At 37.4% G+C, this 14,905-nt stretch carries 9 protein-coding genes; 1 reads left to right on the top strand and 8 read right to left on the bottom strand.

What is annotated here, in order from left to right; all coding sequences use genetic code 11:
- Entirely contained in the window at positions 1-1,629 is a 1,629-nt protein-coding gene (locus tag M902_RS05745) for a PhoU domain-containing protein (protein ID WP_021266751.1), read from the top strand.
- Here M902_RS05745 and M902_RS05740 read toward each other — a convergent pair.
- From M902_RS05740 to M902_RS05705, 8 genes are all read right to left on the bottom strand, one after another.
- On the bottom strand, positions 1,626-2,207 hold the full coding sequence (locus M902_RS05740) for a hypothetical protein (RefSeq protein WP_021266885.1): 582 nt from the start codon (positions 2,205-2,207) through the stop codon (positions 1,626-1,628). The two genes, M902_RS05745 and M902_RS05740, sit on opposite strands and share 4 nt — an antisense overlap.
- Positions 2,208-2,274: 67 nt before the next feature.
- A complete protein-coding gene (locus M902_RS05735; protein WP_021266747.1) occupies positions 2,275-3,039 on the bottom strand; it encodes a hypothetical protein in 765 nt (254 codons plus the stop codon).
- A gap of 90 nt (positions 3,040-3,129) precedes the next feature.
- Positions 3,130-4,413, bottom strand: coding sequence for a S8 family serine peptidase (locus M902_RS05730; RefSeq protein WP_021266637.1), 1,284 nt, complete (start codon positions 4,411-4,413; stop codon positions 3,130-3,132).
- A 66-nt stretch (positions 4,414-4,479) separates the two neighbouring features.
- Positions 4,480-5,415: an endonuclease/exonuclease/phosphatase family protein gene (locus tag M902_RS05725; protein ID WP_021266550.1), complete on the bottom strand. Its 936-nt coding sequence runs from the start codon at positions 5,413-5,415 to the stop codon at positions 4,480-4,482.
- Positions 5,416-6,177 carry a hypothetical protein gene (locus M902_RS05720; protein ID WP_021266768.1) on the bottom strand — a complete coding sequence of 254 codons (762 nt, stop codon included), beginning with the start codon at positions 6,175-6,177 and terminating at the stop codon, positions 5,416-5,418.
- An 86-nt stretch (positions 6,178-6,263) separates the two neighbouring features.
- Positions 6,264-7,328 (bottom strand): hypothetical protein, encoded by a 1,065-nt coding sequence (locus M902_RS05715; protein WP_021267002.1) that lies wholly within the window; start codon positions 7,326-7,328, stop codon positions 6,264-6,266.
- Between the two features lie 142 nt (positions 7,329-7,470).
- Positions 7,471-12,420, bottom strand: coding sequence for a hypothetical protein (locus M902_RS05710; RefSeq protein ID WP_021267080.1), 4,950 nt, complete (start codon positions 12,418-12,420; stop codon positions 7,471-7,473).
- A 251-nt stretch (positions 12,421-12,671) separates the two neighbouring features.
- Positions 12,672-14,852, bottom strand: a complete 2,181-nt coding sequence (locus M902_RS05705) for a hypothetical protein (protein WP_040314185.1) — start codon at positions 14,850-14,852, stop codon at positions 12,672-12,674.
- Positions 14,853-14,905: the final 53 nt, after the last annotated feature.

Here is a 14,905-nt window from a genome sequence, read left to right as displayed (position 1 = left end):
ATGGAATACTTGCAAACGATTTTATTTTTCATCTCGGGACTCGCTATTTTTTATTATGGGCAACGAATCATATCCGCTGGTATTCAGAGTTTGGGCTCTACTGCAATTAAACATATAGCATCGGATATTGATGGTAAGAACTTTGTTGTCAATTTTTGGAATGGAGCAAGGTTGAGTCTTTTGGCGTTTTCTCCGACAATGGCAAATATTGTGACTGTGGGCTTAGTTAATGCAAACTTGGTGAGAAAACAGCGCGTGGTTCCGATGCTGTTTGGCTCGGCCATTGGTGCCGTTAGTATCTTTCTCATTTTGATGCTTGCCAAGCAAGAGTTGGCCCTTAATCTGATGGCTTTTGCTCTTATCATAGGTCTCGTTTTCACTCAACATTTCGTAAGAAAACTCACGAAGCTACTATTTGGCCTGGCGTTCCTATTCTTAGGAATCTCGGTTATGCATGAGAGCTTTGTGTCTCTTTTGACTTGGAATTTCGTCCAAGATATTGTGATGAGATTTGTCGACTACTCATTATTTACAAATCTCTTAATTGGATTTGTTATTGGATGTTTGATTTCTTTCATTCTAAGAAGCCAAACAATGACGTTAGCAATTTCAGTTGTTATGATATTTACACGAGTTTTTCCTGCAAGTGTATGCTTCTCAATTATTTGTGCATCAACACTAAGTTCGTTCTTTGTTAATTTTAATACGGCCCGAAAGGTGGCAAGGCCTCTTGCTATAAGACTTTCTCTTCATCCTCTTGTACATTATTTAGTTGCGACATTTGCAAGTTTCTTACTTATAGTCATTATCGACCACAATGTTGAAACAACAGTGGGCAACCTAGGCCTGATTATAGTGGGGCAGTTCTTTGTTATCTCACTTGCAATATTAAATTATTTTTTCTTTAAGAATATCGTGTCAGAGTTGATTAAAGGAATGTATCCAGACGCGAAGTTTAAGGATCGTCCTAAGCTTAAGTTCTTAGGAGAGAGAAGACATATTTCATCAACAATGGCCTATGTTTTAGTCGAGCTAGAAATTGGAAAGTTATTAGATATCGTTTCAAGAATGTTTGATAAATGTCACGAGTATATAGAAAGTCCTACTAAAGGTGCACGGGCACTTGCTAAAATTAAAGATTACGAAAAAATCATTGATAATATTCAATTAGAGATAAATGATTTTATCTCAAAAGTAATTGCTAATGGAGCTGAAGAAGTTGAGAGTCGCAATGCTATCAAGTTGATGCAAATTGCTTCAGACCTTGAACAATTAGCAGATAGTCTTGATAAGCTTACAACGATGCTAACTAAGTACTATGAGAATTGGAAACTCTCAGCTGATGAAACAGATCGTCTGCTAAGTTACTTTTCTGAAGTACAGTCTCTTTATCAAAGAAGTATCTCTGTCTATAAAGGTCAAGTTGCTACTGAAGAAGAAATTAACGAAGTCGTTGTTAGCACTCGTGAACTTAAGAGACATCTTATGACTGAAAGAGAGGACTTTGCGAAAGTTCACCATAAAGAGGATGGGCGTAAGCATATCTATTACTCAGATATGATGACATCGATCTCTGTAGTACGTGCAAATGTTAGAGAGGTCTACTTACTCTTAACTGGTGTAATTTAATTCCACTTATTAGTTAATTCATTCTTACACACAATAATAGGTAACTCTTTCACGATTGTGTTTTGATTCTTATTAATTTCGTAAGGAAAGAATTTTTTTGTCGAGGCTATTTTTCGTTCAATCATACTTTCCTTGTGTCTTCGAGAAGCCTTTACATTACGATAGCGAATACACTTCTTTCCTCGCATACGAACACACTGTTTTATAAGAGCAACTTGATCAATTAGGTTCTCATAATATTGAATTTCTTTTTCGAGCTCAATTTTTGTATTTGTTATAGGAATAAACTCTTCTCCCTTAGTCGTACTTATACGATACTTTCCAAATGGCCGATTTGGTCTAAGTGTTAGCAGATCTTCTTTTGCTCGTAAGTTAATGTCTAACTTATATTCGTAACAATTATAATTTTCGTCTATGACCTCACTATGGACATCAATGGAGACAATTTCAATATCGAAGAAGTTTGGAATCTCATAGAAGCTTCTCGTTATCTCAGATAGGCGTGTTTCTTTAGGGCGCTCTTGATTACAAGAGATCGCCACTAGTAATAGTAAGGGAATGATTAGTAGAGCTTTCATAGAAATATGATAGGTTCTACCTAATCTTAATTTAAAGGTCGGTAAGGCTTAAATTAGTTAAAGATTCCTAAAACCAAAGGGCCTGCATTCGTCTAAATGAGATATCAGTATATTCGATCTCTTCAGTACTTGACGCTAGCCCTCGTCCAATATTAACTTTTTTCTTCGTTGAGAGGTTGTCGATTAGAAGCTTATTAAAAACTAAACTTGTCTTAACTAGTGAGTTTGCACCCTCGCTTGTACCTGCTCCTACCTTATCACTCTTTGCAAGTGTGATATAGTTTTCAAAAACGTAGTAATTATCGGAGAAGCCATTGTCGCATAATTTTGTTAGTTCATAGTGAGTTCTATCCATATGCTCTTGCATCGCAAGTGGGAGAGTACTCTTAGTCGCACGCTCTCCATCATATGGTAGATGCCAAACGATATTTTCAATATTATCATCAATCTCTTCTTTCAACTGATAATCCCAAAGGCGTGGCCTATCATTGTAAGAGATAAACTCTTGGTGAAAGTACGCACAGGTCTTTACCGTTTTTTTAAAGCTTGGATAAAGTTGAGAAAAAGTTAGATATTGTTCATAGAGTGAAAGAAAGTAAACTTTCTTATTATCAAGTTTTGAAATATCTTTTGTGGGCTCTTGTCCAACACTAGCTGGCCCACGACTTTTCTTTTTAAAAGTTCTAATTTTATAAGAAGGGATTGGGTTAATTTCACTACCTGAGCGGTCTTCAAAACCTGCAATTTTGTTTTCAATTGTTTCAGTATGATGTGTGCTAGTAGCACAGCTCATGAGTGAAGATAGTAAGATTAAAGTTGCTAATTTGTTCATATGGTCCACCTCTTATCTATTCTTATCGTCAAAATAGATAAGAGGTTTAGGCAAAATATGCTCAATTCATATGAATTTTTACCCTAGAAGTTATTTGAAATAATAACGAGCAAGCCCCAGGGCCGCCTCATGGTCGAGGGTTCCACCACTTGTACAATAGCTGCTTAGGCTAGTCAGTTTTTTGGCCGACTTCTCTAGTATGTCTTTAACGACAGATGCTTTAATATCTTTCTTGTAGAATTGGGCCATGGCAAAGATCATGGCAGCAGTATTTGTAACTTGTGGCGCAGCTTGTGATGTACCATTAATTGGAATATAGCGATCTCCTGGAGAGCAAGAACTAATGGCCACTCCTGGTGCAAAGATAGTCACCGTTTTCTTTCCATAATTTGAAAAATAGGCCTTATCCTTATTGTGTTCATCAATTGCTGCTACTGAGATGACATTATCTGCAATGATTGACGAAGGGTAGTGAAGAAAAGTGTCGGTATCATCCTTCTTATTTCCAGCAGAGAAAACAAAGAGCATTTTTGGATACATTTTTACAACTGCAAGGCCTTTGCTCATCAAACCACTCATGTACTCATCACGCATTTTAGAAATGATTTTTTCGTATTTTTTATTAACTTCTTTTTCACTTAGTGCAAATTCTTCTTGAAAATGACCATTGATCATATCGTAGGCCGGCCCCCAACTTTGTCCCCAAGAGGCATGGTATATATTAGAAAACTTTGATGAGTAATTCACTGTCTCACTCATCTTAGCGATCATCCAATCCTGATAATAAGCAAGATAGTTTTTAATATTTCTAATCTTAAGATATGACTTCTTATGCTTGCTAGCTACAAAGTCTTTCTTCGCAAATAGGCCGACTGGATTATCTCCGAGGTAGCGAATAGGTAGAAATTTAATATCATTAGATTTTAACTCGTATGGTAAGGCCTTTGTGTTCATGGCCAAGCAGGTAACATGTGAGCCGTGAGTATATGAAGAGAAGTCATCTCGGCTATTCATGAAATCATCATCTTTTCGAATTTCTTTATACCACTCTAGTTCACTTTCGGTGGCCGTTTTAAGAGTTTTTCTTTTTCTAATTTCATAGTACTCAAAAACTCTAGGATCAAATGTACCAATTAGACTTGAATCAAAAACTTCTGCAGAGTTTTGAATGTAATTCCACCCATTAATGTCGTCGACTTTTCCATTACGATCACTGTCTTTGCCATTGCTATACTCATGTTGATTTGTATAAAGTTGATCTTTAAGATCGATATGGTTGATATCAATTTGATTATCACTAATAGCAACAACTGATGTTGCAAAAGTTTGTAACGCAAGAAGCCAGATTAGTATGTGTTGTGTGATTTGATGCATAGAAAATTTTTAAATGATCTTTTTCATCCTTGCAATTGCATCGCGTAATTTTAAGATTCACTAATCTTATTTCAATAGCTTATAAATTACATAGACAGGGTAGTGATCAGAAGGATTATTCCAAATATCAGAGCGTTTACGCGGCGGGCCTAGTACCTTACCCACTGAGTTACGATAGCGATAAACGGCCGCATCTTTAATTTGAGATTTAAATCTTTCATCGATAAATAGGTAATCTAGCTGTAAAGGGTGTGCTGTCTGAGCGACAAATTGATAAAAGGTTGTTCGGTACTCGAGTGGTAGCTGGAAGAGGCCCAAAACATCCTTGAGATTTGTTTCACTATAAAGTGAAGAGAATTCTTCGTCCGTATTGTCACTTGAAGCGTTACCGTTAAAGTCACCACATAGAATAATAGGGGTTTCATTATAGACAGAGCACTCTTGTTTATAAACGTGTATCAATAATTCAAGTTCGGCCTTTCTTCGTCTTGCTGAACGAAAGTCATGACCGGTGTCATCATCACGTTGTGACTTTAAGTGAACATTTAAAAGACTCATTAAATGTTGAGTCTTTTCTTGATCTTTAAAGATTCGTAGGTGAGAAAAGTCTCTTGAGAGAAAGTAATTAGTTTCATCTTCATCGTGTAAGGTAAAATCAATTTCCTTTTCTGTGTGAGATAGATGCTCAAAGTAAAAAGGAAGCCCTTTTCTTACCAAAAATGCATTTTCGATTCCACGGTCACTATTACCTTGATTGTGGTAGACTTCATATTCGTTAGCTAAGTATTTATCATTAAAGTAATGGAGGCTTTCAATATAGCCAATTTCTGTTAATGCATAGATATCGGCATTAATTTCGTTAAAAACAGTACGAAGCTGATTAAGATTTAATGGTGATTTGAAATAGTTGAGATTTGGTGGATGATCTAAAGCATCCTTGATAAAGAGGTTTTCTAGGTTATAAACACAAAGTTCAATTTCTTCTATTTGTTTCTGTTGCAATTAACAGCTCCACCCAAAAATATAGCGAAAGTACTTTTTCGCTCTTACATCATAGATAAGCTTACAGTATGCACTCTGATAGAGCTTTTGACTATTGATTTCCTTAAACTTAGTTAAGAGCTCCTTGCTACAAGCTGCGCTTTGTATTTCATGGTTCTCAAGCGCCGCTGTGTAGAGAGAGACTCTTTCATTTTCAACTTTAAATTTAAAATCGACACCGCGGAACTCTTGCTGAAAGAAGATAGCGTCCCCGTTTGTATAAAATGGAAGACTATGACGAGGTATAATGATAGGCTTTTGTTGTCCTTCTTTAAGCATAATATTTGGAAGAATATCTTGCGAATCTTTTAAATTTTTGGTGCTTTTAAGAAATCGAATCCCTTCATAGATTGGTTGCCTGTCGCTTATGATCTTTCCAAATTTATCTTTTTGTGGATGATGAAAATTACACTTAGATTGATATGTTATCGTATCATTTTCTTTTGGAAGAGTTGTCCAGAATGTGAAAGGAAGGCCATGCTTGTCTGCAAACTCCATTTTCATCTTGAGAGTGCCTTTTAAGATAGTATTCTTAAACTTCTCTGATATATCACCCATTTTTGATGAACATTCTGAATTTTCAGGACATCCCTTAATAAGGTGTTCAACCATATGAGGCTTAAACTCAATCTCTTGAATCACTTTTGGTGGTACCTGAGGACTTAGTGCAATTGAGAAATGAGTGATACTAGTAATGAGTAGTATTTTAAAGTAATTATTCATATCTAAATTGTATATGGTATTTGAATATTTCTCAAAATAAAAAAAGCCCGCTCGAGGCAGGCTTTTAAAGGGGGAGGGGTATTTTATTATTGTGATCTTGAGTTAACTTTTCCTCGAAGGATAAAGTCAATTTGATCATCAACTGTGTACTTTTCTGTTGTTTCGCCTCTGCGGATATCATTGATCGTTGGCTGATTTGGATTAGCATTATCACTATTTCCTTTCTGGGCCATGAAGTTTTGCTTTTCTTGAGCTTCAAATTTTACGATAACCTTTTGCTCATCTTCATCGCTATCAATCTTTGCAGAGTTTACTCTTGTTTCTACCGTAGTCTTTGTTTCAATATCATCTAAATTATCTTTATCATTTACTGGGTTGTTTATACACTCTAGCTTCGAGAACTCAAGTGCTCTTATATCACTTGCAAATGTTGAAATTTTACCGTTGGCCTGTAGAACTCTAAGGTCTGCATTAAATTCCATACGCTCTTTTCTCGAGGTTTCAAAATCTTCTGTAACAGTTCCTGCCTCTACATTGTCTCCAAGATCAAAGATTCCTCTTTTAGTGATTTTAAAGGCTGCAGATGATCCTGCACCATCAAATCTCGATTCTAGTTGATCGCTAACTTCTTGTGGTGTGCGAACTTGCCCCATATGCTCTTTTTCAGCAATTGAAACTATTGCACTCTTTGCTTTGGCCTTCTTGTCTCCTAGGATGTTTTGGCAAATTGCATTTGCATCAGAAATCTTTTGAAGATAAATTTCTTTATTACCGTCAAACACCTTATACTTTAGTGATGCACGGTAAGCGATAATAGGTGAGTTATCATAGTAGTCTCGTAGATCTTCTGTTGTAAGTTCAATAGACTCACGGTCTTTGATAAAATCAGCATGTTTCTGCTCATCTTTCGCAATATCAGTTTGTTTCTTTTGAAACTTTTCTTCTGCGATCTTATACTTTTCTAGGTCACATCTCTCTTTATACTTATTGTATCTTTCTTGGAAATCTTTATCGAAGTCACTAATCTTCTCAAAACCTTTCCTTTCAAATTTTCTCTCCACAATCGTACAAATATTTGCATAGGCCGAAAGTGGAATTAATCCAGTGAAGATGGCAATTTTAATCAGTTTCGATAGATTTTGCTTTTTCATAGTTTCCCCATTTGCTTTTAATTTTTAAATTTAGATACTATGTATAAAGCAACAAGTGTGCCAAAAAACAGAAAGGATAAGTCATTGAATTTTAATTTAATATGAAGATTGTACTGTCTAAAAAATGAACAGTGTTTGAATCTTATTCACAGTAGAAGTGGTGATTCCAACGGAAGCCTTTAATAAAGCTTGAGTAATTTGCATCATCAGCTGTTAAATCATCCATTGAATCGACAATTGAGTTATAGCCTTGAAGTTGTGTATCTTCTGTAAAATAACCAGCAGCAGGCTGTGGGTAGTAATTATCAAAGGCGCTACCTGTTCTTACTTTTCCAAGTTGACAGAAGCGATTACCGATTTGGTTTAGTTTTGATTTAACTTGATCGGCATTGGCACCCTCAACAAGTGGGAACCCTGTTCTTAGGTCGTAGTGCTTCTCTGGATCAAGTGACATATCTGCACTTTCAGTTACGATACCTTCAGAAGAGATAAATAGGTTTAGATATGTGTTGATATTTGTCCCACTAGGTAGACGGCATTCATATGTATTATCTTCGTTTAAGACACCAAATCCTGAACAGCACATTGAACCAGGGTCTGTTACATTTGTTCCAAGCTTTGAACAACATTTAAAGTCATTTGCTGCAAAGATCTGTGGTAGGGCAATCGTTGATCCATCTGTCTTATAGTAGATCTGGTTATCAATATCATCAGCAGTTCCAATATTTGGATCCGTTGCCGGAATTCGATCAGGATCTGTAAAGAACGGATCACTTACTTCATTATAAATACCTTCAATAAGGCGTCCTTCATTTGAAGTATGAGCTAAAGGGTTGGCCTTTTCATCATTACAACGGATGGCCTCATATGTAACTTGTGGTACACCAAGAAGTTCATATCTTTCAAAGATACTTTCGTAGTACTTTTGCCCACCAGGAATCGTTCCAAAAGCACTTGCTGGAAAGTTATATCTAAATGATACCCATCCAATTTGCATTGGTGTAGGGGCCGAAAGTAGGTCATTATTAATTCTAAAGAACATATATCTTAAGTTGTTCTCTGTAACTGTACAGTAAGCAGGTTGACCAATTGATGCTAGTGCAAGCTCCGCTCCTGCAACCGATGGACAGATAACTTCTGTCATCGCTGCCTCATCATGTGTAGAAAGATCTGAGAAATCAGTGGCATCTGGATCAGTGATATAGTTTAAGATAACGTCGTTAATTGATGCCCCATCTACATAGTCAGGGATATAAATTGCAAGTGTTTGTTGCTCTAGATCATCAGCACCAAGTGCTGGAGCGATAGGGTTATTGAATCCCGCCGGCTTTACAACGACTGGTGAGTAAGGTGCATTAAATGTATCATTAAAGCCTGTGTTTTGGTAAAGTCCAAAAGCAATTTTTGTATTAAATAGTGTTCCTGACTCATCAGCAGGGTAGAAACTAATACGGCCATCAATTGCTGAAGATGTATTTATATTTTCAGGAGTTGCACTAGAGCTTGGATCAATATTTGCTTGAATACTTCCAATAGGGTCGCCTGGTCTAAGCCATACAAATGGCTGTCCAACTTCACCATTATAAGTGCGATATCCACCAATTGAACTCATAAAAGAGTATTCCATTAGCCAGTTATTACGATAGAGTGGTTGAAGCTCTTCACGCCAAGACTTCATCGAATAGTTTAGACATGCTAATTTTGTCGGCGAAAGGTTTAAGCGTCCACCAGCAGTCCAGTTATTTGTTCCATCTTCAAATTTTCTAATGAAGCCACCACCACAACAGTTTGATTGTCCTGTTTCATTAATGATTAGGGCCTGTCCTGTATCGGGAAGAACTCCTGGCTCAACCTTCATTTGAATCGTACTAGTGTTATAAGTCTCTGAGGCAATATAACGCGAATAGCGTCCTGTTGCATCCGGAGAGTCATTAGATGTTGTTCTTGTGTTTAGAACTTCATTTTGTGAGTCATAACCAGGGAACGAAGTATTTGTCTCCACCTGTGTATACATTGTGAAGTCTTTTGAAATTTCACGACAACAACGATTTTGTCCCATGTCGTAGTTATAATAGTTACCAGCAAGAATCGTGTTTAGCAGAGGCTCTTGTTGGCTTTGGCCACATACTAGTTCTTCTTCCCAGTATTTTTGTTCAGCTATTGTGTCACCAAAGCTAGAAGGAGAGAGTCCTCTTGCAATATCTGCATGAAGACGATTAGGGCCACAATCTAAATTTGTATGACAAACAGCTCCTGCCCTTCTTATACAGGCGTTAGCTGCGAGTGTTTCAGTTTGTAGTTGAAGGATATCTTGAATAAGGCCAGCTTCAATTGATTTAAAAGAAGAGGACTCGTCAGTGTCTACTGAAGCAGCAGAACACATATTTTGTAGAATAGAAGGTACATTGATTGAAGCATCTTCAACCGTTACATAATTACCATCAGTGTCAAATACTGGACATGATCGTGTACGATTAACCCCTGTAGCATCTTCATTACATGCTGCTATTTGAGAGATATAGTCTGTACGGTTTTTATTATCTTCAGACTCATGGCGACTTTCAAAACCATTTGTTGTATCAGTAGATCGTCCTGGTACACAAAGACCAACATCTCCTGGACCAAATGTTCCAGAAGCTGCATAAATAGATAGGTTAGCTGCGATGGCCTGTTGAATATTTGTAGGTAACTCTTCACCACGATTACTATAAGTAATTGGTCTTCCTAAAATACTTGCCGCTTGTCCGTAGAGAATTGCTGTTGGCTCATTTGGTGAGCGAATAAGCTCCTTTGAAAAGCTTGCTGAATCTAGGGCCGCACAGTAAAAATTTGGTGCACAAGTTAGAAGCTTTGTATGAGATGTTTTCTTTACATTAGTTGTTGGACTTAGTTTACAAAGAGAACCGGCTCCACGATAAACACATCTCTTATTCTGCCCACTACTAATATTTGTATTTAAGATAGATGAAAGTGAAACGCCTTCTCTTGAATAGTTATTTCTTTCAAATGCATCAATATCAAATTTTGGCCAATTTGTTTTAACGTCTGTTACTTGGGCACAGGCATATTCCCAACCAAGCTTGGCAACACAGTCACTATCAACATTACATGCATGCATATATTGGCAACTGGCCCCATAGCCTTGTCCTGCCGCTGATGGGTCTTTTGAAAAATCCCAGTCATAATCAGCTGCTGTTTGTCCACCAAGGTCTTCGACCACTGATACTGTATAATTTGTATTCTGAGCAAGGTCTGCAAAAGGAGCGTTGATTGCTAGAAAAAGCTTTTGAGTTGTTGAGCGAACACGTCTTCCTGCTCCAACAGAGAACCATGAAACTCCATCGAATGAGCCAATGAGTGCTCCTTGATTAAAACCATACCAATCTCTTTGGTAACCATTTACAAACATGGCCGCTTGAGTTTCAAGACGATTTCTTCTTTGAACGCCAGCATCTGCATAGCTAATATGTGAACTTGGTAACATTGTTGGTGGAACCCAACATGCACGTCCAAACACAGTATCTTCATAATTACCATACGTCGTATTACTTCCAATGGCCGCTCGATCTGTCGTGTATCCACGCCAAGTAAGCCCGTAGCCCTTACTCGTCTCAGGTTGAGAGCTAAAAACTTTTTGCCAAGCATCTTGTTGACAGTATGGACAAGGGGTCGCGTATCCACTTGTAACTGAAACGATATAAACCTTATCAACTTCAACATCAAGTGCCTTGGCCGGTTGAGCTTGTTGCAGATCAAGTGTCATCTGACCAATAACTGCATTCATATTATATGTTGTTTCTAAAGGTCCTGCTTTGTTAGCATCATCTAGATAATAAAATGTTTCTCCCTCTTGATTTGTTCCTTCTGGAATCTCTGTAAGATCATCATAAGGTGTGCCCGCAAGAGAGAAGAAGCGGTGAGGGGCACTTTTTCCTGATACGAGTACTGATAAGTTTTGGAAAGGCTTATCTTCGTTTTCAGCAACAGGGATATCACATTGAATATTTAAAATATTTCCGTTAGCATTTTTTTGCGCCTTTAGTCCGTAATCAATACAGCGAGAGTCAAGTTGAAGTTCTCCACCGATATAAGTCGGCTCAAATGAACATCCACATTTCTGCCATACTTTTACACGAACACTGTCAAGGTCAGGATCACAACTATCAAGCTGTCCAAGTAGGCACTTGTAGTCTTCGATATCTTTTAATAACTGTTGATTTGCATCGTCGATAGGATCACCATCAGAAGCGTCACCATCATCTTCATCGGGGTCAGTATTAATCGGACATACATAGAATAGTTCAGGATAATTTTTGAAGCTATTAGCATCTTCTAGAATCTCTGCTAGAGCAGTTTTGTACTCAGAGCTATTTTGATCAGTTTCTGGTCGAACTTCACCATCAATAACACATTGTCCATTTAGACAACAATTATATCCTTGTTGCTGACATGAAGTATTCGTACAACTACCACCAGGTGTTGTCGAAGATCCATTAACATTCGTCGTGATAGATAGGCTAGTGAGATTCACCGATGTATTTGAAACCGGTGCTTGTTTTAAGATACCAGAAACTGATTCGTGAAGTGTCAGTGCTATCGTTGTAAAACTTGTTGAACACTCAGGGCAAATCGTCGCTAGACTATAGGCCGCTTCATTTGCATCAACTAGAACAGATGAGCCTGTTGTAGTATAGCTTACGATATTATTCCCACCACAAAATGCAGCGTTGTCAGCAGCATTCGCAATATTAATTCTTAAACTTGTTTCTTGTGATTTACTTGATTTAATAGGAGTGGCCACGAGTCTTACTTGAGGTTTTTTATCTACACCTGTCGAACTCACTGTATTAATTGATCCTATTAGACAGAAAACTGAGTTCTTCTTATCTTGTGAAACAATATAGTTATTAATAATACCGCCAACAAGATAGATACTGCCTGTATCTTCGGAGTTAAGGGTAAGGGCACCATCAACATATTGGCCTTTGGCATACCATGAAGGATCAGTAGGATTTTCGACAATATGATCAGAAGACTCTTGTTCCGAGTCATTTAAGTCTAGATCTGAGCGGCGGTTATTGACCGCTTCCATACAAGATGTAAGGAGCATCAATGTGCTTATGAATGTGAGCAAACTTATTTTAAATTTCATTGGTTTACATTTTCCTACCCATTCACTCTTCGTGAAATTCGACGCCTTTCTTTATATTAACCTGTTGATATTAAAGAAAAGGTAAGAAATACCTAGTTTTCTCTAAGCCGTTGATATAACTAGGCTTCAATGCCTCTCGTTTAGAGGTGAAAGTAATTTAGACGACAAGAATTTGTGTGGTTTAGGGCCACTTAGAAGCTATAGCCGTAATTAGCGTAGAAATCATATGAGCTGTAGAATGGGCTATTACTACCACTAAACATTCTTTGATTGGAGAGGTCGAGTTTATTCATGTACCAATCGTAGTACTGTTGTTGATACGCTAGTTGTTGCTGTTGCACACGGCCTGTATAGATATAGCCTGGAAGTTGTGCTCTAAGCTGTTGTGTTGAGATCATCGGACCTATAAAGGCATAAGAGTTATGAGCAGCATACATGGCAACTTGAGGCCAGAAGCTCTTTCTGTGTTTTCTTTTTACCATTCTTTCTGAAACTGGGTCCCAGTCAAAATACTCGTTACTTTCAAGTTGAACACTACTTTTAGCAAATGAGTTCTTCTTTAAGTTACAAGTTCGTACGTGAAGAGCACGACAAGCGTAACTGAATTCATCGTCGCGATTATCCTCATCATCTCCATTTGCTCCATTCTCGACAACAGCTCCGTTACAGCGTTTGTTCTTCTTTTTGTGACAGTATTCAAGAAGGTATCGATCTGTCATACGATAATCATTTGGTTCTTGTTCACCATAGAAGTAGCGCGAGTAGTCCTCTGTAATTAACTTATCATCTATTCCATCACTTAGTTTTGTGAGTATTGAAATACCTTCATTGCCAGTTTCAAGTGCTGGCATGCAAGAGATATTAGCTTCCTTGAATCCACGGCAATTTAACTTATATGTCTTTAGGTTTAAGGCCTTGAGAACTTCTAAGTCTTTCATTGACCTAGTCGTGAAAATCGATGCAATCTGTTTTTCAACGTCAACTAGTGCCTCTTCACGTTCTTTTATTTTTTGGTTTATAGATTCGGCATTTAAATCACTTTCTACGCAACTATAGAGGATGTCTGTTGTTGAAGCTCCTGTTGTTCCAGGACAAAGTTCTGCAAGGTTATCCGCTAAAATTTGACCAAAGTTCTGATTATTTTTACTTGTTTTATTTAATGCCTCGACCTTGTCATTAGCATTTTTTAAAAATGAGTGAATGTCATTTTTTAACTTATCCCTTCTATTTTCATCAGCTTTCTTTTCTTCCTCACTAGGGTAGAGAGAGATACTTTCAAGTGTATTGTAATTTCCAATTGCCGCCCTAGAGTCGTTAATAGCATTCTTGATCTTTTCAAGATCGCTACTTGCATCGCATTCTTTTATTTTAATACGACAACTTTTAAGGCCAGTTAGTGCAGACGATAGATCACTAAATGACTGATCAGAGATTCCACTGTCTAAGTAGAATGAAGCGTATGAGCCTTGTTGAGTGTTGAAAATATTAGGGTCATCATTATGGTCAAAAGTTTCTTCGTATAGCTTTAAAATAGTATTCTCATAGTAGTGCTTAAGCTGATCATTATGAGAGAGGAGATTTAAGCTATTTCCTGATGTGTTGATTTTTATTGAAGGTGTACCTTCTTTTGTCGTTGTTAAAGCAACATTTACAGTATCGTCCTTAAGGGCTTCTAGGTGAGCCTCTAGAAAATCATTTGCATCACTTTCTGTCGCGCTACCAGCGTAAATCTTTTGTAGGATAACACCATAATTATTAATCGTATCCTTGGCCATATCTTCATAGCCTTGGTCCATTTCAAAGTTATTTGTAAAATCATTAAAGACCTCACACTCTTTTTGAACACTCGCGTCCTTTCCTCGACAGGCAGACTTAACATATGAGAAGAGATCTTTTCCGTTTCCGTCCTTTAAGTGGTTAAAGAGCTTTACAAAGGCATTGTCTTCTTTATTATTCTCAGCAATACTTGCGGCCTGCTTCTTTGCTAGTGCTGACACTGTGGAATGAATGACAGCATACTTGGTCACTGCCTGTGTATGAGTTTCAAGCTCTTTTAAGGCCTTTGCCGTATTTGTATCAAATAATTTCGCAACATCTAGAACTTCTGCTTCTTTTTTAAAATTGAGGTATTCACTGCGAATCTTCTTTAGTGCCCTTAGAGCAACGACTTGGGCCATTTGAGCGTCGCGAATTTTTTTGAGTTCGATAAGTGTAGGAGAGTCTGCCTTATCGTCTTTTTTCATCTGGTCTTGTTTCGCGTGAATGGCAGAGATTTCTACTTCAAGATCAGTACACATATCCGAAGCCGTTGCATTGAAGGCAAACGTACTTATGAGTACTGTATTAAAAATGTTCTTGAAAAGTCTCTTCATCTCTAAAATTAAGTATAAAGTAATTTACACTATCTCCACGTATGCCTCTTCGA

This window comes from Bacteriovorax sp. BAL6_X (assembly GCF_000443995.1).
Taxonomy (GTDB): domain Bacteria; phylum Bdellovibrionota; class Bacteriovoracia; order Bacteriovoracales; family Bacteriovoracaceae; genus Halobacteriovorax_A.
This window is presented reverse-complemented; position numbering and strand designations above follow the sequence as displayed.

What these genes read in the sequence shown, in the direction of transcription:
- M902_RS05745 (WP_021266751.1), top strand. Translation starts at nt 1, where the DNA reads ATGGAATACTTGCAAACGATTTTATTTTTCATCTCGGGACTCGCTATT.
- M902_RS05715 (WP_021267002.1), bottom strand. Translation starts at nt 7,328, where the DNA reads ATGAAAAAGCAAAATCTATCGAAACTGATTAAAATTGCCATCTTCACT.
- M902_RS05720 (WP_021266768.1), bottom strand. Translation starts at nt 6,177, where the DNA reads ATGAATAATTACTTTAAAATACTACTCATTACTAGTATCACTCATTTC.
- M902_RS05735 (WP_021266747.1), bottom strand. Translation starts at nt 3,039, where the DNA reads ATGAACAAATTAGCAACTTTAATCTTACTATCTTCACTCATGAGCTGT.
- M902_RS05710 (WP_021267080.1), bottom strand. Translation starts at nt 12,420, where the DNA reads ATGGAAGCGGTCAATAACCGCCGCTCAGATCTAGACTTAAATGACTCG.
- M902_RS05740 (WP_021266885.1), bottom strand. Translation starts at nt 2,207, where the DNA reads ATGAAAGCTCTACTAATCATTCCCTTACTATTACTAGTGGCGATCTCT.
- M902_RS05730 (WP_021266637.1), bottom strand. Translation starts at nt 4,413, where the DNA reads ATGCATCAAATCACACAACACATACTAATCTGGCTTCTTGCGTTACAA.
- M902_RS05705 (WP_040314185.1), bottom strand. Translation starts at nt 14,852, where the DNA reads ATGAAGAGACTTTTCAAGAACATTTTTAATACAGTACTCATAAGTACG.